The organism is Stenotrophomonas pictorum JCM 9942, from assembly GCF_001310775.1.
Classification (GTDB): domain Bacteria; phylum Pseudomonadota; class Gammaproteobacteria; order Xanthomonadales; family Xanthomonadaceae; genus Stenotrophomonas; species Stenotrophomonas pictorum.
The window spans coordinates 1-22,008 of sequence record NZ_BAZI01000011.1; the positions used below are offsets into that span (position 1 = coordinate 1).

Annotated in this window: 15 protein-coding genes and 6 pseudogenes; 11 read left to right on the forward strand and 10 right to left on the reverse strand. The window is 65.7% G+C overall.

Annotation, left to right across the window (positions count from 1 at the left end; all coding sequences use genetic code 11):
- The coding region (locus tag JCM9942_RS01630) for a hypothetical protein (RefSeq protein WP_054657107.1) at nucleotides 1-799 on the reverse strand (799 nt) is incomplete at its 3' end.
- 168 nt (nucleotides 800-967) lie between these two features.
- On the opposite strand from JCM9942_RS01630, the gene JCM9942_RS01635 reads away from it, so the two are divergent.
- The 3 genes and pseudogenes from JCM9942_RS01635 to JCM9942_RS01645 all read left to right on the forward strand — a co-directional run bounded on the left by JCM9942_RS01635 (nucleotide 968) and on the right by JCM9942_RS01645 (nucleotide 4,313).
- Entirely contained in the window at nucleotides 968-2,470 is a 1,503-nt protein-coding gene (locus tag JCM9942_RS01635) for an aldehyde dehydrogenase (protein WP_054657109.1), read from the forward strand.
- Between the two features lie 83 nt (nucleotides 2,471-2,553).
- Nucleotides 2,554-2,931 carry a YajD family HNH nuclease gene (locus JCM9942_RS01640; RefSeq protein ID WP_054657111.1) on the forward strand — a complete coding sequence of 126 codons (378 nt, stop codon included), beginning with the start codon at nucleotides 2,554-2,556 and terminating at the stop codon, nucleotides 2,929-2,931.
- Between the two features lie 87 nt (nucleotides 2,932-3,018).
- Nucleotides 3,019-4,313: pseudogene (locus tag JCM9942_RS01645) on the forward strand (MFS transporter).
- A gap of 116 nt (nucleotides 4,314-4,429) precedes the next feature.
- On the opposite strand, the gene JCM9942_RS01650 reads toward JCM9942_RS01645, so the two are convergent.
- From JCM9942_RS01650 to JCM9942_RS01660, 3 genes are all read right to left on the reverse strand, one after another.
- On the reverse strand, nucleotides 4,430-4,891 hold the full coding sequence (locus JCM9942_RS01650; RefSeq protein ID WP_054657113.1) for a bacteriohemerythrin: 462 nt from the start codon (nucleotides 4,889-4,891) through the stop codon (nucleotides 4,430-4,432).
- Between the two features lie 105 nt (nucleotides 4,892-4,996).
- Complete coding sequence (locus tag JCM9942_RS01655; protein ID WP_054657115.1) at nucleotides 4,997-6,301, reverse strand: diguanylate cyclase; 1,305 nt, start codon at nucleotides 6,299-6,301, stop codon at nucleotides 4,997-4,999.
- A 66-nt stretch (nucleotides 6,302-6,367) separates the two neighbouring features.
- Entirely contained in the window at nucleotides 6,368-7,660 is a 1,293-nt protein-coding gene (locus tag JCM9942_RS01660; protein ID WP_054657117.1) for an NAD(P)/FAD-dependent oxidoreductase, read from the reverse strand.
- A 181-nt stretch (nucleotides 7,661-7,841) separates the two neighbouring features.
- On the opposite strand from JCM9942_RS01660, the gene JCM9942_RS01665 reads away from it, so the two are divergent.
- The 7 genes and pseudogenes from JCM9942_RS01665 to JCM9942_RS01695 all read left to right on the forward strand — a co-directional run bounded on the left by JCM9942_RS01665 (nucleotide 7,842) and on the right by JCM9942_RS01695 (nucleotide 15,948).
- Nucleotides 7,842-8,600, forward strand: a complete 759-nt coding sequence (locus tag JCM9942_RS01665) for a gamma-glutamyl-gamma-aminobutyrate hydrolase family protein (protein ID WP_054657119.1) — start codon at nucleotides 7,842-7,844, stop codon at nucleotides 8,598-8,600.
- Nucleotides 8,601-8,606: 6 nt separating this feature from the next.
- Entirely contained in the window at nucleotides 8,607-9,995 is a 1,389-nt protein-coding gene (locus JCM9942_RS01670; RefSeq protein ID WP_054657121.1) for a glutamine synthetase family protein, read from the forward strand.
- 138 nt (nucleotides 9,996-10,133) lie between these two features.
- Nucleotides 10,134-11,258 (forward strand): polyamine ABC transporter substrate-binding protein, encoded by a 1,125-nt coding sequence (locus JCM9942_RS01675; RefSeq protein WP_054657123.1) that lies wholly within the window; start codon nucleotides 10,134-10,136, stop codon nucleotides 11,256-11,258.
- Between the two features lie 312 nt (nucleotides 11,259-11,570).
- Nucleotides 11,571-12,700 (forward strand): annotated as a pseudogene (locus JCM9942_RS01680) (ABC transporter ATP-binding protein).
- Nucleotides 12,697-13,622 (forward strand): annotated as a pseudogene (locus tag JCM9942_RS01685) (ABC transporter permease subunit). Before JCM9942_RS01680 ends, JCM9942_RS01685 begins: the two co-directional pseudogenes overlap by 4 nt.
- Nucleotides 13,619-14,464, forward strand: coding sequence for an ABC transporter permease subunit (locus tag JCM9942_RS01690; RefSeq protein WP_054657125.1), 846 nt, complete (start codon nucleotides 13,619-13,621; stop codon nucleotides 14,462-14,464). The pseudogene JCM9942_RS01685 and the gene JCM9942_RS01690 overlap by 4 nt, the downstream one beginning before the upstream one ends.
- Nucleotides 14,465-14,565: 101 nt before the next feature.
- A complete protein-coding gene (locus JCM9942_RS01695) occupies nucleotides 14,566-15,948 on the forward strand; it encodes an NAD-dependent succinate-semialdehyde dehydrogenase (RefSeq protein WP_054657127.1) in 1,383 nt (460 codons plus the stop codon).
- A 57-nt stretch (nucleotides 15,949-16,005) separates the two neighbouring features.
- Here JCM9942_RS01695 and JCM9942_RS01700 read toward each other — a convergent pair whose 3' ends face one another.
- The 6 genes and pseudogenes from JCM9942_RS01700 to JCM9942_RS01725 form a co-directional block, all read right to left on the reverse strand.
- Nucleotides 16,006-17,022, reverse strand: coding sequence for a magnesium and cobalt transport protein CorA (locus tag JCM9942_RS01700; protein WP_054657129.1), 1,017 nt, complete (start codon nucleotides 17,020-17,022; stop codon nucleotides 16,006-16,008).
- Nucleotides 17,023-17,027: 5 nt separating this feature from the next.
- Nucleotides 17,028-18,259, reverse strand: a pseudogene (locus tag JCM9942_RS01705) (lipoprotein N-acyltransferase Lnb domain-containing protein).
- Nucleotides 18,256-19,134, reverse strand: a complete 879-nt coding sequence (locus tag JCM9942_RS01710) for a CorC family transporter (RefSeq protein ID WP_054657131.1) — start codon at nucleotides 19,132-19,134, stop codon at nucleotides 18,256-18,258. The pseudogene JCM9942_RS01705 and the gene JCM9942_RS01710 overlap by 4 nt, the downstream one beginning before the upstream one ends.
- Before the next feature lie 71 nt (nucleotides 19,135-19,205).
- Complete coding sequence (locus JCM9942_RS01715; RefSeq protein ID WP_054657133.1) at nucleotides 19,206-19,772, reverse strand: hypothetical protein; 567 nt, start codon at nucleotides 19,770-19,772, stop codon at nucleotides 19,206-19,208.
- Nucleotides 19,773-19,778: 6 nt separating this feature from the next.
- Nucleotides 19,779-20,306 (reverse strand): rRNA maturation RNase YbeY, encoded by a 528-nt coding sequence (ybeY, locus tag JCM9942_RS01720; protein WP_054657135.1) that lies wholly within the window; start codon nucleotides 20,304-20,306, stop codon nucleotides 19,779-19,781.
- Nucleotides 20,260-21,245, reverse strand: a pseudogene (locus JCM9942_RS01725) (PhoH family protein). Before JCM9942_RS01725 ends, ybeY begins: the two are co-directional and overlap by 47 nt.
- A 557-nt stretch (nucleotides 21,246-21,802) precedes the next feature.
- Between JCM9942_RS01725 and JCM9942_RS19510 the strand changes: the two are divergent.
- Nucleotides 21,803-22,008 (forward strand): annotated as a pseudogene (locus JCM9942_RS19510) (hemolysin secretion protein D); the annotation flags it as partial.

Sequence of the window (22,008 nt, forward strand, 5' to 3'; positions counted from 1 at the left end):
CGGCGGTCAGCGAGGCCACCCGCTGACGCAGCGCCTGCACTTCCGCGCTGTCGAAGGTGTCATCTTGGCCATCAGCCTCGGCGACGCCCGGCGACGGGGCGTTGTCCTCGTCGCGCGCGGCCTTGGGTTTGCGCTTGGCTTCGCGCACGCGCTTGACCGCCTGCTTCAGCTCTTCCTTGCCGCCCTTGGCCGCCGCGCGCTGTTCCTCGGCCGGCAGGCTGGCCACGGTGGCAGCGGCACTGAGCGAGATCGCACCCACGCGCATGGCTTCGATCACTTCCGGTGTGGCGTGATCGTGGATCTTCTCGATCATCGTCACCTGGCTGGGGCTGAGCTTGGCTTCGCGAGCAAGATCGGCCTTGGACAGCTTCGGCGCCGGTTCCCACGGAGGGGTATCGGTATCGCTCTCGTTGGTCGCGCTGGCCGTGGCTTCGCCTTCACTCTCGCGGCGCAGCTGTTCCTGTTCGGCGCGGCGTCGGGCTTCGATGATGTCGCGCTTGCGCAGCGCCAGCACACCGCGCTGGTAGTCCGACACGCTGCGCCGGCCCAGGTGCTGCTCGATCATCCACAGATGCACGTCGTCCATCGACTTGAATCGGGTGTTCTGCACCGTGTTGAACGGGATGTTGTGGCGGGTGCAGATGCCGTAGCGGTTGTGGCCGTCGATCAGCACGTTGCCCCACAGCACCAGCGCGTCGCGACAGCCCTCGGCCAGCAGGCTGCGCTCCAGCGCGTCGTGCTCGTCCTGCGTGAGCGGGTCGATATAGGCCTTGAGTTCTTCGTTGACGATGATGTCCATGTGCACTGCCGGTAAAACATTGGGGGCGGCATTGTAGTGATCGCGGCGCGCGGGCGGCCAATCCGGTCCGGTTCAGGCCACGCGCGATTCATGCCGGGTGTGCACGGGCGCCGGCGTAACATGCAGGCGTGCGGCGCTGTGCCGCGTCCTGTACGTCCGGAAACCGTCATGACCATTCCGCACCTGCGTGAACAGTGGCAAATGCTGGCCGATGGCCTGGCCTTGCGCACGCGCGCGTTCATCGATGGCCGCTATGTGGATGCGGCCTCCGGGGCCACGTTCACCTGCATCAGCCCGATCGACGGCCGGGTGCTGGGGCAGGTGGCCGATGGCGGGCAGGTGGATATCGACCGTGCGGTGGCCGCGGCGCGGCGCAGTTTCACTGCCGGGCACTGGTCCGGACTCAAGCCGGTCAAGCGCAAGCAGGGGTTGCTGCGGCTGGCGGCGCTGGTCGAGCAGCACGCCGATGAGCTGGCGTTGCTGGAAGCCCTGGACATGGGCAAGCCGGTGGCCGAGGCGCGCCGGGTCGATATCGGCGGAGTGATCCGCTGCCTGCAGTGGACCGCCGAGGCGGTGGACAAGCTCTATGGCGAGATTGCGCCGACCGGCACTGACGAGCTGGGCCTGATCACCCGCGAGCCACTGGGGGTGATCGGCGCGATCGTGCCGTGGAATTTCCCGCTGCTGATGGCGGCGTGGAAGATCGCCCCGGCGTTGGCGGCCGGCAACTCGGTGGTGCTCAAGCCTTCGGAGAAATCGCCACTGAGCGCGCTGCGCTTTGCCGAACTGGTGGCCGAAGCGGGCCTTCCCGAGGGCGTGTTCAATGTGGTGCCGGGCAGTGGCAAGGGCGCCGGCGAACCGCTGGCCCTGCATATGGACGTGGACGGACTGGTGTTCACCGGTTCCGCCGCGGTGGGCAAGCGCCTGCTGCAGTGTGCGGGGCTGTCGAACATGAAACGCGCCTACATGGAGTGCGGCGGCAAGAGTCCGAACATCGTGTTTGCCGATGCCCATGATCTGGACAAGGCGGCCGAGGCGGCGGCCCGCGGCATCTTCTACAACCAGGGCGAGGTTTGTACCGCCGCCTCACGGCTGCTGGTGGAGCGCCCGATCAAGGATGAGTTCGTTGCCCGGGTGGTCGAACATGGCCGGAAAATGCAGCCCAGGCATCCGTTCGAGCCGGATGCGGCGATGGGCGCGATGGTGGACGAGGCGCAGACCGCGCGGGTGCTGGGCCATGTGGAAGAGGGCATCGCCGAGGGCGGGCGTCTGCTGCTGGGCGGCAAACGTGCCCAGGTGGTGGCCGGCGGTTGTTACATCGAACCAACCGTGTTCGACGAGGTGGCGCCCTCCAGCCGGATCGCCCGCGAGGAAATCTTCGGCCCGGTGTTGTCGGTCATCGCTTTCGATGGCGAGCCGCAGGCGCTGCAATTGGCCAACGACAGCGACTATGGCCTGGCGGCCGGCGTGTGGACGCGGGACATCTCGCGTGCCCACCGCGTCGCCCGCGGCCTGCGGGCGGGCAGCGTGTGGGTCAACTGCTGGGATGGCGGCGACATGACCGCGCCGTTCGGCGGCTACAAGCAGTCCGGCAACGGTCGTGACAAATCGCTACATGCCTTCGACAAGTACACCGAAATGAAGGCGACCTGGATCAATCTGCGCAGCTGACCGCTACGCGGCGCATTTGCGCTGGTGGCGGCTGCGCGCCGGCGCTACAGTCGCGTCCATCTGTCCTACTTCCGGCAATTCCCATGTCCTCCAAGTCTTCAGGTCCTGATCATGCCGCGCTGGATCGCATCGTGGCGCAGGCCCGGCGCGATGCCGAACAGCGCGAGAAGGGCTACCGCGAACGTGCATTGAAGATGTACCCCTGGGTCTGCGGCCGCTGCGCCCGCGAATTCACCCGCGCCAACCTGACCGAACTGACGGTGCATCACCGCAACCACGATCACGATTTCAATCCGCCCGACGGCAGCAACTGGGAGCTGCTGTGCGTGTACTGCCATGACAATGAGCATTCGCGCTATGCCGATTACACCGGCGTGGCGGCCAACCAGACCGAAGAACGCACCGCGGCGGCCACCGCCAACCCGTTCGCCAACCTGAAGGCATTGCTCAAGCGCGAATAGCACCGGACATCGGTGGCGCTTGCAACCGTTGCTTGCCGGCCGCGGCGGCCGTGGCAGAATCCTGCGGAAATTTCCGGTGATCCTCCGATGACGTCTTCTTTGCTGGCCGCACCTGCCGCCAATTCTCCGCGCCGGGTGCTGGCGGCCAGCCTGGTCGGCACCACCATCGAATTTTTCGATTTCTACATCTACGCCACCGCCGCGGTGCTGGTGTTTCCGCAACTGTTCTTCCCGGAAAGCAGCCCCCAGGCGGCGCTGCTGCAATCACTGGCGACCTTTGCGGTGGCCTTCATCGCGCGCCCGGTCGGCTCGGCGGTGTTCGGCCACTATGGCGACCGCATCGGCCGCAAAGCCACCTTGGTGGCGGCGCTGCTGACGATGGGGCTGTCGACCGTGGCCATCGGCCTGCTGCCCACCTATGAGCGCATCGGCCTGATTGCGCCGTTGCTGCTGGCGCTGTGCCGTTTCGGCCAGGGGCTGGGACTGGGGGGCGAATGGGGGGGCGCGGTATTGCTGGCGACCGAGAACGCGCCGCCGGGCAAGCGGGCGTGGTACGGAATGTTTCCGCAGCTGGGTGCGCCGCTGGGGTTTCTGCTCTCGGCCGGCACGTTCCTGTTGCTGGGCGAGGTGATGGACGATGCCGCGTTCCTGGCCTGGGGCTGGCGGGTGCCGTTCGTGGCCAGTGCATTGCTGGTGATCGTCGGCCTGTGGGTGCGCCTGAACATCCACGAGACCCCGGATTTCCGCAAAGCACTGGAAAACGGCCAGCGGGTGCGCCTTCCGTTGCGTGACGTGCTGGCCGGGCATGGCTTTGCGGTTGTCGCCGGCACCCTGGCGGCCTTTGCCACCTTCGTGCTGTTCTATCTGATGACGGTGTTCACCCTGGGCCATGGCACCTCGGCGCTGGGGTACGCGCGCGAGGAATTCCTGCTGCTGCAGATGGTGGGCATCCTGTTCTTCGCCGCCGGCATCCCGCTGGCCGCACTGTATGGCGACCGGCGCGGCACCTTGAAGGCGATGTTATGGGCGACGGGGGCGATCTTCGTCTTCGGTCTGCTGTTCCAACCGCTGTTCCAGGCCGGGCATCCGTGCAGGTACTGCTGTTCCTGTCGCTGGGTCTGTTCCTGATGGGGCTGACCTACGGCCCCTGCGGCACCATGTTGGCCAGCCTGTATCCGGTGCAGCTGCGCTATACCGGCGCGTCGCTGTCATTCAACCTGGCCGGCATTCTCGGTGCGGCGCCGGCGCCGTATGCGGCGACCTGGCTGGCCGGCCGCTTTGGGATTGCCGCTGTCGGCTGCTATCTGTGTGTGACCGCGCTGGTCACCGGGCTCGCGCTGTGGGTGCTGATCCGGCGCCAGCGCGCAGCGGTACCCGCGTAGGCACGGTGCGGGCCGCGGCCGGGTTGTGGCGGTTCAGCCCAGCTGGCGAATCACCCTCACCAGCCAGCGCAGGCCGGTGAACGGTTCGCGGTACAGGGTGTCGGCGCGGCCCATGCTCAGTGGAACAGGCGCTTGAGCGTGCGTCCCAGCCAGCCACCCTGCTGGTGCTCGCGGGTGAACTGGTTGAGGTGGCGCTTGACCTGTTCGGCATAGGCCTTGTCGTCACCGCGGATATGGTTGAACAGCCAGCGCGAGAGCATGTTGCGCAGCTCGTCGGTGACATCTTCGCCGGCCTGGAAGCGCAGGCGGTATTCGGACACGCGCTTGCCGAACACCTCATGGACCCGCTTGTGGGCGGCACAGAACGGATAGCCGGCTTCTTCCATCAGCTCTTCCTCGAAGGCGAAGTGCGACATGGTGTAGTCCACCAGTTCGTCGATCACTTCGGCCACCGCCACGCGCTCCAGGCTCTTCTGCGCGACGTGCAGGTGGTTGAGCATTTCCACGATACGCATGTGCTGGTGGTCGATGACTTCCACGCCCGTATTGAGATCGTCCTGCCATACCAGTAGTGCCACTGCGCGTTCTTCCTGTGAGAGCTGTGGGCGGCACTCTAGGCAGTGGCGGTCCGGCGCGCGTTGATCTGGATCAAGGCCCGCCGGCGACGCCAGTGGCGCTGGCCATCACGGCAGCTGCTGGCTGCAGACCCGGTTGCGCCCGCCGGCTTTGGCCAGATACAGCTGGCGGTCGGCCTCGGTGATCAGCTGGTGCAGGCTGCCGTGGTGGGTGGGCATGTGGCAAAGGCCGATGCTGACGGTCATGCGCAACGTGCTTTCGCCAAATTGCAGCTGCAACGCCGCCACGGCCTGGCGCAGCTGCTCGAAGTACTCGATGCTGCGTGGCTCGTCCAGGTCGTTGACCAGCATGCAGAATTCCTCGCCGCCAAAACGCGCGCTGAGGTCGTGCGGCCGGGTGTGGGCCTGCAGCACCGCGGCGACCGCACGCAGCGCCTGGTCACCGGCTTCGTGGCCGAGGCTGTCATTGATGTGCTTGAAGTGGTCGATGTCCAGCATCGCCACGGTGATGGCGCCGGTTCGGTTCTGGCCCAGTTGCCGCTGACTCTGCTCCAGGAAGCTGCGCCGGTTGGGCAGGCCGGTAAGGAAATCGCGCGTGGCCAGATCCTGCAGGGTGCCGATCAGCTCCAGCTGGTCCACGTTCTGCGAGATGCGGCAGAAAAACTCCTCGCGCGAGAACGGCTTGCGCAGGAAATCGTTGGCGCCGTTCTTCAGAAAACGCGGGATCAGGGACGGATCGGCGTTGCCGGAAATGCCGATCACCGCCACCTTGTCGCGCGCGCGCAGCGCACGCAGCCGGCGAGTCAGTTCCACGCCATCCATGCCCGGCATTTCCTGGTCGACAATGACCAGGCGGATCGCCGGATCGGTTTCTATCAGCTGCAGCGCGCTGGCGCCGTCGGCCGCCTCGCTGACGTGATAGCCGTACATGCCCAGCAGCGAGGCCGCATACGCGCGCGCCGAGGGCGAGTCGTCCACCACCAGGGCCGAGATGCGCCGATTGCGTTCCAGGCGCTGCACCAGCCACACCAGGTAGTCGATGCTGCCGGGGGTGTTCTTCAGCACGTAGTCGATGATCTGCTGCTGCAGCACGCGTTTGCGCAGGCCCTCGTCGTAGACGCCGCTGACCACGATGGTGGGCAGGCCGCGATCGACGAAATAGTCGACCACGCGGTCGCGGTGCCCGTCGGCCAGTACCAGCCCGGTCAGCACCAGGAACCAGCCGCCTTCGCTGTCCAGCAGTTCGCCGGCCTCCTCCAGGGTGGAGGCGACGCTGACCGGCAGCTCCAGGCGCTGCTCGATGGCTGCGCGAAGCATGGAGGTGAACGTGCGCGAGTTCTCCACCAGCAGGATCCGCTGGGGCAGCGGCGTGATCGGGCGGCTGTCGAAAGTGGCCTGCGGCAGGGCAGGCATGGGGGCAAGGTGCTGGGGCATCACAACCGGTAGCGGCGGCTGCCGTAAGAACTTGAGCCGGTTGGCCTAGCCGAGCAGATCGCGCAGCTTGTACCAGGACATGGCCGCCACCAGCAGTGGCATGCGCAGTGCTTTGCCACCGGGGAACACGCCGTGTGGGATGCGCTCGAACACGTCCAGACGTTCGGCCTGGCCGGCAATGGCGGCGGCGATCACCTCGCCGGCCAGACCGGTGCTGGCCACGCCATGCCCGGAAAAACCCTGGGCGAAATAGATGTTTGGCGTCAGCCGCCCCCAGTGCGGGGCGCGGTTGCGGGTGATATCGATATAGCCGCCCCACAGGTACTCCAGCTCCACATCGGCCAGCTGCGGAAACACCCGGCGCATGCGCCGGGTCATGCTGGCGCGCAGGCCCGGCGGCGGCAGCGCCGAATAGTTGGCCTGGCCGCCGAACAGCAGGCGGTGGTCGCGGCTCAGGCGGAAGTAGTCCAGCGCCCAGTTCACGTCGGCCACGGCCATGTCGTTGCGGATCAGTGCCCTGGCGCGCTCGGCGCCCAGCGGTTGGGTGGCGCCGATATAGGTGCCGACCGGCATCATCCTCGTTTCCAGTTCCGGCGCGATGCCCTGCAGCCAGGCGTTGCCGGCCAGCACCACGAAATCGGCGCTGAGCTGGCCCTGCGCGGTATGCAGCACCGCCCGTGGGCCGCGCTGCAGCCGCACCACCGGCGAATGCTCGTGGAGCGTGACTCCGGCGGCTTCGGCCGCACGCGCCAGTCCCTGCGCGTACGCCAAGGGATGCAGGTGGCCGCTGGCCGGGTCATACAGCGCGCCGAGGTAACGCTCGCTGGCCAGTTCCTGGCGCAGGCGCGCGCGATCCCACCATTCCAGCGGGTAGTTGTAGCGGGCGGCCATGCGCTCGATGTCCACCCGCAGGGCGCGTTCCTGGCGCGGCTGGATCGGCACGCTGGCATGACCGTCGCGCCAGTCGCAATCGATGTTGTGGCGGGCGATGCGGTGTTTCAGCATCGCCATGCCGTCGCGCGAGAAATCGAACAGCCGCCGTGCGTCGGCCTCGCCGACCAGTGCTTCCAGGGTGTCCGGTGCGCAGCCGTAGCCGACGATGGCCTGGCCACCGTTGCGTCCGGAGGCACCCCAGCCGACCCGCGCGGCTTCCAGCACGCTGACGCGGTAGCCCTTTTCAGCCAGGGCCAGTGCGGCGGTCAACCCGGTATAGCCAGCGCCCAGGACGGCCACGTCGGTCTGGGCCGGGCCGCGCAAGGGCGGGCGGGCAGGCACTTCCGCCTGGCTGGCGGCATACCAGCTGGGGGGATAGCCGGACTGGGGGGTGTCCACGGACATCAGGCGGATTGATCGGTCAGGTCGGGGGCGGGGAGTGTAAAGCGCGCGGTGTGCAGGGCGCGCACCTGCCATGCCCGCAGGTGACCGGTGTGCCGGGCACGGGGTGAACGGAGCCGGGTGTGTGGTTGCCTAATCGCAAGGGCGGCGGTAGCGTGCTCCGCATCTTTCCAGAGCATGACGCATGGCCAGCCTGCCGCTGGTCGGCTTGCCCACCGACCGCAAGCCGATCGGCTCGCATCCCTTTCTCGTGGTCGGTGAGAAGTACGTGCGCGCCGTAGCCGAGGCTGCGCAGACGATGCCGGTCGTGCTTCCCCTGTTGCAGCCACCGCTGCCGGCCGATGCCTGGCTGGCACGGCTTGATGGCCTGCTGCTGACCGGGGCAACCAGCAATATCGAGCCGCACCATTACGCCGGCGGCGCGAGCTGGCCCGGCAATCCGCACGACCCGGCACGCGATACCAATGTGCTGGGCCTGATCCCGCAGGCTATGGCGATGGGCCTGCCGATCCTGGCGATCTGCCGCGGCTTCCAGGAGGTCAATGTCGCCTGTGGCGGCAGCCTGCATCCGCAGGTACACAACGTACCGGGCCTGGCCGATCACCGTGAAGATCCGGATTCACCGCTGGATGTGCAATATGGGCCGGCCCATCGGCTGACATTGACCTCGGCGGGCCTGTTGGCCGGCATTGCCGGTACGGGCGAAGTGCAGGTCAACTCGGTGCACGGCCAGGGCGTGTCCCGGCTGGGCGAGGGCCTGCAGGTCGAGGCACGTGCGCCGGATGGGCTGATCGAGGCCTTCCGTGGCCCCGGCTCATCGTTCCTGCTGGGCGTGCAGTTCCATCCGGAATGGCGTTTCAGCGAGAACCCGTTCTATTGCGGTATTTTCAAAGCCTTCGGCGAGGCCTGTCGCCGCTACCAGTCGCAGAAACAGAAAAGTTGATCCGTCATGACCTCGCGCCCCCGAACCCGCAAAACCGCTGCCAGCGTGCAGGAAGAAAGTTCCCTGCTGCGCTGGCTCAAGGAACGGCACATCACCGAGGTCGAATGCCTGGTGCCGGACATCACCGGCAACGCGCGCGGCAAGATCATCCCGGCGGACAAGTTCTCCCACGACTACGGCACGCGTCTGCCCGAAGGCATCTTCGCCACCACCGTCACCGGTGATTTTCCCGATGACTATTACGAACTGACCTCGCCGGCCGATGCCGACATGATCCTGCGCCCGGATCCGGACACGGTGCGCATGGTGCCCTGGGCCACCGACCCGACCGCACAGATCATCCATGACTGCTACACCAAGACCGGTGAACCGCACGAGCTGGCGCCACGCAACGTGTTGCGGCGGGTGCTGGCCGCCTACGAGGAGCTGGGGCTGAAACCGGTGGTCGCGCCGGAGGTGGAGTTCTTCCTGGTGCAGAAGAACACCGATCCGGATTTCCCGCTGCTGCCGCCGGCGGGCCGTTCCGGACGTCCGGAAACCGCACGGCAGTCCTACTCGATCGACGCGGTCAACGAGTTCGACCCGATCCTCGATCTGATGTACGACTACTGCGACGCGATGAAACTGGACGTGGACACGCTGATCCATGAATCCGGCGCCGCGCAGCTGGAGGTGAATTTCACCCACGCCGATGCGATGTCACTGGCCGACCAGGTGTTCCTGTTCAAGCGCACCATGCGCGAGTCGGCCTTGCGCCACGGGGTGTATGCGACCTTCCTGGCCAAACCGATGGAAACCGAGCCGGGCAGCGCGATGCATATCCACCAGAGCCTGGTGCGCATCAGTGACGGCCGCAACGTGTTCGCCGGCAAGAAGGAGGGCGAGTACAGCGCGCTGTTCGAGAGCTATCTGGCCGGCCTGCAGAAATATGTGCCGATGGCGATGGGGTTTTTCGCGCCGAACGTGAACTCCTACCGGCGTCTGGTGTTCGGCGAGGTTTCGCCCAGCAACGTGGAGTGGGGCTTCGACAACCGTACCTGCGGCCTGCGCGTGCCGATGGACACCCAGGAAAATGCGCGGGTGGAAAGCCGCTTTGCCGGCTCTGACGCCAATCCGTATCTGGCGATGGCCGGCACCCTGGCCTGCGGCCTGCTCGGGATCCGCGAGAACCTCAAACCGACCGCGCCGGTCACCGGCAATGCCAAGGGGCTGGGGTACGAGCTGCCGCGCTCGCTGGGCGAATCGCTGGATGGACTGGAAGGCTGCGATGCGCTGCAGGAATTGCTGGGACGCCGTTTCTGTCGCGCCTACATCTCGGTCAAACGCAAGGAATACGAGACCTTCTTCCGCGTGATCAGCTCCTGGGAACGTGAATTCCTGCTGCTAAATGTATGATTTCGCGGAAATTCACAGCGATGGATGGGTGCAAGTGTTGAGTGGCGAGGGTTCGCTAAGCGGCCCTCAGGTGGGACAATAAGCCACCACCGGTCCAACCGGTTCCCCCATTGCTCCCGGATCACCACTGGAGAATCCATGAAGCTGCGCATTTTGACCGCGGGTGTCGCCCTTTCCCTGCTTGCCGCCTGCGGTGGCAAGGACGAAGGCGCCAAGGCGCCCGAAGGCGGCGAGGCCAAGGTCCTCAACGTTTACAACTACTCGGACTACATCGCCGAGGACACCATCCCGAATTTCGAGAAGGCGACCGGCATCAAGGTCACCTATGACGTGTTCGACAGCGATGAGATGGTCGAGACCAAGCTGCTGACCGGTGACAGCGGCTATGACATCGTGGTGCCGACGCTGAACTTCTTCGGCCGCCAGATCCAGGCCGGCGTGTTCCTGCCGCTGGACAAGAGCAAGATCCCGAACCTGGCCAATCTCGACCCGGCGGTGATGGCGCGCATCGCCGGCCAGGACCCGGACAACAACTACGGTGTGCCGTACATGATCGGCACCACCGGCATCGGCTACAACGTGGCCAAGCTCAAGGAACGTTTTGGTGGCAGCACCGAGATCGCCACCAGCTGGGACCTGGTGTTCAAGCCGGAAAACATCGCCAAGATGAAAGATTGCGGCGTGACCATCCTGGACACCCCGGCCGACATGATTCCGATCGCGCTGCACTATCTGGGCGAAGATCCGCACAGTGCCGATCCGGTGGCGATCGAGAAGGCGGCCGGGCTGCTCAAGTCGATCCGCCCGTATGTGCAGAATTTCCATTCCAGCCAGTACGTGGGTTCGCTGGCCAATGGCAGCACCTGCCTGGTGGTGGGCTGGTCCGGTGACATCATCCAGGCCCGCGACCGTGCCGAGGAAGCCGGCAATGGTGTGGAAGTGGCGTACTCGATTCCGAAGGAAGGTGCGCCGCAGTGGTTCGACATGCTGGCGATCCCCAAGGATGCCAAGCATCCGGAAAACGCCTATGCGTTCATCAACTACCTGCTGGAACCGCAGGTGGCCGCCAACAACACCAACGTGACCCAGTACGCCAACCCGGTCACGGCGGCCACGCCGATGGTGGACGAGGCGATCCGCAACGACGCCACCGTCTATCCGCCGACCGATGTGGCGGCCAAGATGTTCACCTATGGGATCAACACCCCGGAGACGGACAAGCTGTACACCCGTCTGTGGACCCAGATCAAAACCGGGCGCTGATCGCCAGCGCGGGGTCCGTCCCGGCCTGACAGGTCGTGGAACCCGCTGACCGGCAGGGGGACCGTGGCGGCTCCCTTACTGCCCCAGGCAGCCTCCGTGCACCCCATGGAGGCTGTTTTGCTTTCTGCCCGGCCTGCCGGCAAGCAGATTCCCCCCAGCTCCGGGGCCGGTAACCGGCCCGGCGCAGCCCTGTCCCCTGACCGTGAACGGCTCTGGCTGGAGGGCCATCCGCCAGATATAGCGGTGTCCCCTGCAAAACGCGGGGGCTAAACTACGTCCGTTTGTCCATCTGCCCGTGCCTGGAGCCTGAGCATGCCCGTTGAAGCCTCGCCGGCGACCGTTGTCCTGAACAACGAGCCCGGCTACCTGTCCATCCGTGATCTGCGCAAGGAATTCGATGGCTTCGTCGCTGTCGACGACGTCAACCTGGACGTGCGCAAGGGCGAGATCTTTGCCCTGCTGGGCGGTTCGGGCAGCGGCAAGTCCACCCTGCTGCGCTGCCTGGCCGGCTTTGAAACCCCGACCAAGGCACGATCCTGCTCGACGGCCAGCCGATCACCGCGCTGCCGCCATATGAGCGTCCGATCAACATGATGTTCCAGTCCTATGCGCTGTTCCCGCACATGACGGTGGAGCAGAACATCGCCTTCGGCCTCAAGCAGGACGGCATGGCCAAGGATGCCATCGCCCGCCGCGTTGGCGAGATGCTGGAGCTGGTGCAGCTGCAGAAGCTGGGCAAGCGCAAGCCGCACCAGCTGTCCGGCGGCCAGCAGCAGCGTGTGGCGCTGGCCCGCTCGTTGGCCAAGAGCCCCAAGCTGCTGTTGCTGGATGAGCCGATGGGCGCTCTGGACAAGAAGCTGCGCTCGAAGATGCAGCTGGAGCTGGTCAACATCATCGAGCAGCTTGGCGTGACCTGCGTGATGGTCACCCATGACCAGGAAGAAGCCATGACCATGGCCACCCGCATCGCGGTGATGGACCAGGGCTGGATCCAGCAGATCGGCAAGCCGGATGATATCTACGAGCAACCGGCCAACCGCTTCGTCGCCGGATTCATCGGCTCGGTGAATTCTTTTGAAGGCGTGATCGACGAAGACCTGCCCGAATACGTCACCGTGCGCACCGCCGACTTCCCGGCGCCGATCTACGTCGGCCACGGCATCACCGGTTACGAAGGCCAGCCGGTGGCCTTCGCGCTGCGTCCGGAGAAGGTGCATATCGCCAAGGAAGAGCCCGAGGGCGACACCAACAAGGCCTTCGGCGTGGTCGAGGACATCGCCTATTTCGGCAGCCACTCGGTCTACCACGTGCGCCTGCCCAGCGGTGCCAAGATCCTGTCCAACTTCGCCAACATGAAGCGCTGGGACAGTGACGGCATCACCTGGAACGACGAAGTCTGGGTGTCCTGGGACGACAACGACGGCGTGGTGCTGACCTCATGAGCGCGACCAGTCCACTCACCAGCGGTTGGCGGCGTTGGCTGCCGGGTGCACGCGCGGGTGTGATCGGCGTGCCTTACCTGTGGCTGCTGCTGTTCTTCGCGATCCCGTTCCTGATCGTGTTGAAAATCTCCTTCGCCAAGATGGCGGTGGCGATGCCGCCGTATACCTCGATCGTGGAGTACGTGGACAGTGCTTTCACCATCAATCTCAATCTGGGCAACTACACGCAGCTGTTCACCGACAGCCAGTACGTCGTGGCCTACCTGAGCTCGATCAAGATCGCGCTGATCTCCACGCTGCTGACGCTGCTGATCGGTTACCCGATGGCGTATGTGATCGCGCGCATGTCGCCGTCGGCACGCAACATCGCGATGATGCTGGTGGTGCTGCCGTCGTGGACCTCGTTCCTGATCCGTGTCTATGCGTGGATCGGCATCCTCGACAGCAATGGCCTGATCAACCGGACCCTGATGGGAATGGGGCTGATCGATGAACCGTTGCGCATCCTCTACACCCCGGTGGCAGCTACATCGGCATCGTCTACTGCTACCTGCCGTTCATGGTGCTGCCGTTGTACGCCAACCTGGTCAAGCTTGACCATCGCCTGCTGGAGGCGGCCTACGACCTCGGCGCGCGGCCGTGGAAGGCGTTCTTGAAGATCACCCTGCCGCTGTCGCGCAACGGCATCATCGCCGGCTGCATGCTGGTGATGATCCCGGCGGTCGGCGAATTCGTGATCCCGGAGATGCTTGGCGGCCCGGATACGCTGATGATCGGCCGTGTGCTGTGGGGCGAGTTCTTCAACAACCGCGACTGGCCGCTGGCTTCGGCGGTGGCGATCGTGATGCTGATCCTGCTGCTGATTCCGATCCTGATCTTCAACCGTGCGCAACAGCGCGAGCTGGAGGGGCGACTGGTATGAGCATGACCCGGCGTAATTCCTGGCTGGGCTGGAGCGTACTGCTGCTCGGCTTTGCGTTCCTGTACCTGCCGATCCTGCTGTTGATGCTGTATTCGTTCAATTCGTCCAAGCTGGCGACGGTGTGGGCGGGTTTTTCCTCCAAGTGGTACGGCGAACTGTTCCGCGACCGCCAGCTGCTGCAGGCGGCATGGGTGAGCCTGAAGATCGCATTCTGGACGGCTACGGCCTCGATGGTGATCGGCACGATGGCGGCGATGGCGATGACGCGTTTCAAGCGTTTCCCCAGCAAGACCCTGTTCGGGGCGCTGATGACCGCGCCGCTGGTGATGCCGGAAGTGATCATCGGCCTGTCGATCCTGCTGATGCTGGTGTCGATGGGGGGACTGTTCGGGCTGCCCTCCAAGGGCGTGGTGGCGATCTGGATCGCGCATGTGACCTTCACCATTTCCTTTGTCACGGTGGTGGTGTCCTCGCGTCTGCAGGAGTTGGACCGTTCGCTGGAAGAGGCGGCGATGGACCTGGGCGCCAACCGGCTGAAGGTGTTCTTCCTGATCACCTTGCCGATCATCGCTCCGGCGCTGATGTCGGGCTGGCTGCTCGCGTTCACCCTGTCGCTGGATGACGTGGTGATCGCCAGCTTCGTCGCCGGCCCCAGCTCGACTACGCTGCCGATGAAGATCTTCGCCTCGGTGCGCATGGGCGTGAGCCCGAAGATCAACGCGCTGGCGACGTTGCTGGTGCTGGCGGTATCGGCGGTGGCGGTGATCGGCTGGTGGATTTCCGCACGTGCCGACAAGCTGCGCCAGCGCGACATGCAGCTGGCCCTGCAGGACAACGGCTGATCCGTCGCGCCTGCGGTATGCGCGCCGCGGCGCGGCGGCCTGCCACGCGATGTACTGACGCCGGCTTTCCAGTGCCGGCGTTACCATGACCGCCTCGTTGAATGCAGGTGGGTGCCATGGCGTCGTATCAGACAGTGAATCCTTTCAGCGGGCAGGTCGTAGGCACGATCGCGCTGATGGGCGCGGCCGAGATCGAGCAGCGGCTTGCCGCCGCCGAGTCGGCGTTCCCGGCATGGTCGTCACTGGCGTTGGCGCAGCGGGGGCAGTTCCTGCACAAGATCGCTGCCGGCTTGCGCGCGCGACGCGATGAGCTCCAGCGCACGATGACCGCCGAGATGGGCAAGTTGCGCCGCGAGGCGCTGGCCGAGATCGAGAAGAGTGCCGCCGCCTGCGAGTACTACGCCGATCACGCCGGCGACTATCTCGCGCCGCAGCCGATTCCTACCGAAGCGCAGCGCAGCTACGTGGTCTATCAGCCCATCGGCTGTGTGATGGCGGTGATGCCGTGGAATTTTCCGGTCTGGCAGGTGATCCGCTTCCTTGCACCGGGCTTGATGGCCGGCAACGTGGCGCTGCTCAAGCACGCCAGCAATGTGCCCGGATGCGCCGATCTGTTGCGCGAGGTGGTGGCTGCCGCCGGTGTGCCGCAGGGCGTGTTCGACGTGCTGCATATCGACAATGAGCAGGCCGCCGCGGTGTTGCGCGACCGCCGTATCAAGGCGGTCACGCTGACCGGTAGCGAGCGGGCAGGGCGTTCGATCGCGGCCAACGCCGGTGATCAGCTCAAAAAGTGCGTGATGGAGCTGGGCGGAAGTGACGCGTTCGTGGTGCTGGCGGATGCCGATATCGATACGGCGGTCGCGGCCGCGGTGAAGTCGCGCTTCGACAATGCCGGCCAGACCTGCATCGCGGCAAAACGCTTCATCGTGGTGGAGCCCATCGCCGACACCTTCGTGAAGCGCTTTGTCGAAGCCGCCAAGGCGCGCATCCACGGTGATCCGCAGGACGAGGCGACCACGTTGGCGCCGCTGGCGCGTGGGGACCTGCGCGACGAGTTGCACCGGCAGGTGCGTGAGAGCATCGACAAGGGGGCAACGCTGCTGCTGGGCGGTGAGCCGGTGGCCGGCAGCCATGCCGGCTACCAGGCTTCCATCCTCGACCATGTCGGTCCCGGCATGCCGGCCTACGAGCAGGAGCTGTTCGGGCCGGTGGCGGCGATCCTGCGGGTGAAGGACGACGCAGAGGCGGTGCGTGTGGCCAACGATACGACGTTTGGTCTGGGCGGCAGCGTGTGGACCGCCGATGCCGCAAGGGGCGAAACGCTGGCGCTGCAGCTGCAGTGCGGCGCGGCGTTCGTGAACTCGGTGGTCAAAAGCGATGCGCGTCTGCCATTTGGCGGGACCAAGCGTTCCGGCTTCGGTCGCGAACTGGCCGGGCATGGCATCCACGAGTTCATGAATATCAAGACCGTCTATGTGGCTTGAGCGGGAGTCGGTGTCCCCAATTGGTGCGCGTCGGCGGTGGAAGCCGCACCGCGGCGGTTACAGCCAGCGCGCCCGTTTGAACAGGCGGTACAGCACGACGCAGGTGACCGCCACACTGGTGATCAACAGCGGATAAGCGAAGCGTCCCTCCAGCTCCGGCATGAACTTGAAGTTCATGCCGTACCAGCTGGTGATCAGGGTGGGCGCGGCCAGCAGCGCGGCCCAGGCGCCGAGGCGCTTGACCGTTTCGCCCTGGGTCAGCGTCACCAGTGACAGGTTCACGCTCAACGCGGTGCCCAGCATTTCGCGCAGGGTGTCGATGGCATCGTTGACCCGCGCGGCATGGTCCTGCACATCGCGCAGGTACAGGCGGACTTCTTCGTTGATCAGCTGCGCCTGGTTGCGTTGCAGCTGCGCCAGCGCATCCTGCAGCGGGGCGACGGCCAGGCGCATCTTGTTGAGCTCGCGCCGCAGTTCGTACAGGCGGATCACCGTGCGGCGTTTGTAGCTCTCGGCGAAGATGTCTTTTTCCAGCAGATCCAGCGTTTCGCTGAAGCTGTCGGTGATCGGCAGGTAGTTGTCGACCACCGCATCGAGTACCGAGTACAGGCAGAACGAGGGACCCATCGCCAGCTGCTCGGCCTCGCGCTCCAGTCGCGCCCGAACCGGCGCATAGGACAGCGAAGCGCCATGGCGCACCGTCACCAGATAGCGTGGGCCCAGGAAGGCATGGGTTTCGCCGTAACGGATACGCTCGTCCACCACCTGCGCGGTATGCACCACCACGAACAGCGAGTTGCCATAGGTCTCGATCTTGGGCCGCTGGTGCGCCTTGCGGGTGTCTTCGACGGCCAGGTCATGCAGATCGAACTCTTCCTGGACCTTGTCCAGCACCGCATCGTCGGGCTCATACAGGCCGACCCAGACAAAACCCTTGGCATCGTCGGCCAGTACGTCGCTGATGCTGTCCAGGTCCAGTGCGCGCAGCGTGCCGTCCTCGCCGTACCAGGTGCAGTTGATCACGCACGCCGGGTTCACTGGCGGCGAAACGGATGCGGGCAGGGTCGGTTCCATGCGGCCTATTCTGCCTTGGAAACGGTCGCTGCCGGGTTGCCGAGCAGGGTCGCCAGAGTCAGGTGGATCGGCAGCAGCAGCACGATCCACTGCACATTGAACTGCGGCTGCAGCGACAGCCAGTGCAGCGGCAGCGCGACCAGCGCGATCACGGCCAGCAGCCCCACTGCGATACGGAAACCGCGGCCGGGGCGACGGCCACGCAGCAGACTGACCGCGCCGGGAATCAGCAGCAGGGCCAGTGGATTGAGCAGCAACAGATTGCGATTGGCCCAGGCGGCTTGATGCTCGCTGAAGCCCCACAGATAGGTCAGCAGCGCACCGGCGATACCGCAGAACAGCCAGAACGGCAGTGCGAACGCGGCCATCGCCCGGGATTTGCGACGTGCCGCAAACAGAGACGCGGACACTGCCAGCCCCACCAGCAGCCATGGCCACCAGTGACGGCGCTGCTCCTGGGGTTCGGCGGCCAGGCGCTGCGGCAACAGCTGCTGCTCGGCCTGTACCAGGGGGCGCCCCTCACTGTTGCGGGCTTCGCGCAGGCTGTCGGCCAGGCGCATCGGCACGAAGCTTCCTGCCAGCGCGACAGTGGCCGGTCGGCGAACGGCCCCAGTCCCAGGTCGAATCCCAGCCACATCCACAGGGAAGGCGAGGCAAGGCGCACCGATTCGCTGCGATAGGTATTGCCGCGCGAGCGCCCGGCCAGCTGCGATTGCAGGCCTCCGCCCATGGCCTGATCCAGGCTGTCACGCACCATCGTGGCGCAGTTGGCGGTGAAGTAGTCGTAGCGGTAGCGTGCATTTTCCGGTTTGGCATGCTCGGCCAGGGCGTCGGCCAGCTGCCGCGCCTGCTGCGGCGGAAGATCCAGCCACTGCAGGCTGGCCCCGCGGCCGGCGTCGCGGTACTGGGCCAGGTCTTCTTCCAGGGGCAGCGCCACCAGGTAATACATCATCCGGCCGCGCACGAAATTGCCGATGAAATCCGGTTCGGACGGATCGAAGAAGCCGAAGTTGTAGGACGTGGCCTGGCCGCTGGCCGGGTCGAGTACCACCAGCGCATCGTGGCCGAAGCGCTCGAAGAAGACCTCGCCCGGCAGCATGGTCACCACGCCGATACGTGGCGTGGTGGCGTCAGTGGGCTGGACCGCGGCCGGCTGGGCGCTGCCGGTCGTGCAGACCAGCAGCAGGCACAGCAGCAGTAATGCGGACAGCAGCCGCGGCAGATGCCGGCGGATCAATCGTCGTCCCGGGTTTCGGGGGGTAGCACCGTGACGTGGAATGCCTGCACGCGACGGGCATCGGCGCGGGCCACACGGAACACGAAACGGTCCAGGGTCAGCTCGTCCCCGGTCTCCGGCAGGTGGCCGATGGCCTCGGTGACCAGACCGCCAATGGTGTCGTAGTCATCGTCGGGGAAATCGGCGCCGAAACGCTCGTTGAAATCCTCGATGGCGGTCAGTGCGTCCACCACATAGCGGCCATCGGCCTGGATGGCGATCTGCGCGGTGTGGTCCTCGGTCTCGTCATGCTCGTCGTCGATCTGGCCGACGATCTGCTCCAGCACGTCCTCGATGGTGACCAGCCCGGCGACACCGCCGTATTCGTCCACCACGATCGCCATGTGGTTGCGCGAGAGCCGGAACTCCTTGAGCAGCACATTGAGCTTTTTCGATTCGGGAATCAGCACCGCCGGGCGCAGCAACTCGCGCACGCTGGCGTGGGTGTTGTCGGCGACCACGCCGCGCAGCAGGTCCTTGGCCAGCAGGATGCCGAGAATGTCGTCCTTGTTCTCGCCATGGACCGGGAAGCGCGAGTGGCCCGATTCCACCACCTGCTTCATCAGTTCCAGGAACGGCGAGTCGACCGGCAGCGACACCATGTGCGAGCGCGAGATCATCACGTCGCCGACAGTCAGTTCGGCCACCGAGATGGCGCCTTCCATCATGCGCAGGGTGTCCGCGGCGATCAGCCCGTCCTGTTGTGCCGTGTGCAGCACGGCAAGCAGTTCGTCGCGGGTGTGGGGTTCGCCGGAGAAGGCCGCAGTCAAGCGCTCAAGCCAGCTGCGCTTCTTCTCGCCTTGCTCCGGGGAGGTACTACTGTCGTCTTCAGACATCTCTTCAATTGACTGCACCCGCTAAACCGGGCGTTGGGCGCAAGTCTAACAGGATGTCCGCTCCGGTCAGCTCATGCCGGTGACGGTGCCGCCGGGGCCTTTTGCGGGGCCTCCGGCGCTTCATCCTCGGCGGGGATGTCCAGGCTGTAGGTGCAGCCGGCCAGGGTTTTGCCGGGGTGGGATTTGACGTTGGACACGCTCAGGATCACCGATTCGATCAGGGCTTCGCCAGTCCTGGCATCGATCACGTCGCGGCTGACCAGTTCGCGGCCGAACATGGCTTTGTCCGGGGTATCCACTGCCGATTCCAGGTCCAGTTCGCGGGCCAGTTCACGGGGATCGGGCAGGTCGAGGATCGCCACGATGGTGGCGCCGGCCATGGCGATATGGTCGGCACGGCGGCCGAACACGGTGATCGGGGTGTTGAGCCGGTATTCGGCCATGAACAGGTTGCCCTGCGGCAGCGGCCGCCAGCCCAGCGCCACGGCCTTGAGCGGGTCGTTGGCGATCGGCGCCAGTGCGGTGAAATCACTCACGCTCTGGCGACATTCGATCAACGCCGGCAGGTCGATGGCGGTGGCGGCGGCGCTGTTGCCGCTGACCAGGCACAGCAGAAGGCACAGGGAAAGACGCTTCATCGGAATTCAGCGTTCGCCGGCGTAGGGATCGGTGATGCCGAGGTCGGCCAGGATTTCGCGCTCCAGCTGCTCCATCGCCTCGGCTTCCTTGTCGTCCTCGTGGTCCCAGCCCAGCAGATGCAGCACGCCGTGCACGGTCAGGTGGGCGTAGTGGGCATTGAGGGCCTTGCCCTGTTCGGCGGCCTCGCGGGCCACCACCGGCGCGCAGATCACCAGGTCGCCCAGCAGCGGGAACTTCACGCCCTTGGGCAGGCCCTCGGGCAGCTCGGCCGGGAAGCTGAGCACATTGGTGGCGTAATCCTTGCCACGGTAGTGGTGGTTCAGCGACTGGCCTTCCTTGGTATCGACCAGACGGATGGCCAGGTCGGCTTCGCGGATACGCCCCTTCAACGCGGCAGCGGCCCATTTGCGGAAGCTCACCGCCGCCGGCAGGCCGGCACGGGGCAGGGCGTAGCTGATGGCTACATCAAGGCGGGTGGGGCCCTGGTCATAGGTCTGCTCCGGGTTTGACCTGCTGCAGGTCGCGGCGGTCATAGGCGTTGACGATGCGCGCCACCAGCGGGTGACGCACCACGTCGCGCGATTCGAAGAACGTGAAGCTCACGCCTTCCACGCCACGCAACACCTCGATGGCGTCGCGCAGGCCGGATTTGACGTGTTTGGGCAGGTCGTTCTGGGTCAGGTCGCCGGTGACCACCGCGGTGGAGCCGAAGCCCAACCGGGTCAGGAACATCTTCATCTGTTCGATGGTGGTGTTCTGCGCCTCGTCCAGGATCACGAACGCGTCGTTGAGGGTGCGTCCGCGCATGTAGCCAGCGGCGCGATCTCGATGACGTTCTTCTCCAGCAGCTTGGCCACTTTCTCCACGCCCAGCATCTCGTACAGCGCGTCGTACAGCGGACGCAGGTACGGGTCGACCTTCTGCGACAGGTCGCCGGGCAGGAAGCCCAGTTTTTCGCCGGCCTCCACCGCCGGACGCACCAGGATCAGGCGCTGCACGCGCGCTTCGTTCAGTGCATCCACCGCCATCGCCACGGCCAGGAAGGTCTTGCCGGTACCGGCCGGGCCGATGCCGAAGTTGATGTCGTGGGTGGCGATCTGGTGCAGGTATTTGGACTGGTTGGCGCCGCGGCCACGCACGGTGCCGCGCTTGACCTTGATCGCCACTTCCTGCGCCTCGTAGGCCTGCCCGGCGACGTGCTCGACGTTGGCCCGGTTCAGTCGCAGGTGGATGGCGTGGCTGTCGAACACCGTCTCGGCGGCCTCGGCATATAGCGCCTTGATCAGTTTTTCGGCCTCGGCCGGGGTTTTGCCCGGGCCGCTGATGCGGAAGATCGGGCCGCGGTTGGCGATTTCCACGCCGAGTTTGAGCTCGATCTGGCGCAGATGTTCGTCGAATGGGCCGGCGAGGTTGGCCAGCCGTTCGTTGTCTGCCGGTTCCAGGGTGAAATCGCGTTGGGAATGGGTCGTCATTTCAGAAAAAAGCTCGCGCCGGGGCGGCGCGGAGGAAAGAGGGACAAGGAAGGGTAGCGCGCGCGGCAGGGGACCACCAGCAACCCGGACCTAGGAGCGGGGGCCGGCTGCGGCTCACACGCGGTCGTGGAGCGGGATACCGTTTGTCGGCGCCGTTGACCTGCGTGCCGGAGGCGTATGGGGCTGGCCGTCGCGTGCCTGCTGGAGCGACCGGTGCCGGGGCAGGTCCCGCCTTCGGCGAGAGCCGCCGGGTTCTCCACAGGCGCTGTGCAGTGCTGCTGCAGCAACCTGTGGACAAGGTCTGCCAGCCATTGCCGCACAAGGCTTTACGCGGGGTGGTGAAAATGCCGCCAGTCCAGCTGGCGTCATCCACAGCGATTGTGGGCGGTTGTCGGAGAAAGGTGTGGATAAGGCTGCAAGACGCCACGCTGGCAAGGGTTTCCGGGTGCTGGTCAAATAATCGCCAATGGCTGCTGATGCGGATTTAACGCCGGCGTGGCCAAGGTGAGGGTGTTGTCCGCTGCCGCCTGCTGCACGCCACTGCGAGGGTTCTTCCGATGCCAGCGTTTTTGCCTGCACCGCGATTGCCGCTGCTGCCGGTGGTACTGGCGTTGCTGCTGGCGGCCTGTGGCAAGGCGCCGCCGCAGGTGCTGGGCACGCTGGAATGGGACCGGATCGTGGTGCCGGCGCCGGCGGCCGAGACCATCGTCGGCATTGAAGTCACGGAGGGGCAGCGGGTCGAGGCCGGTGCGGCGCTGCTGCA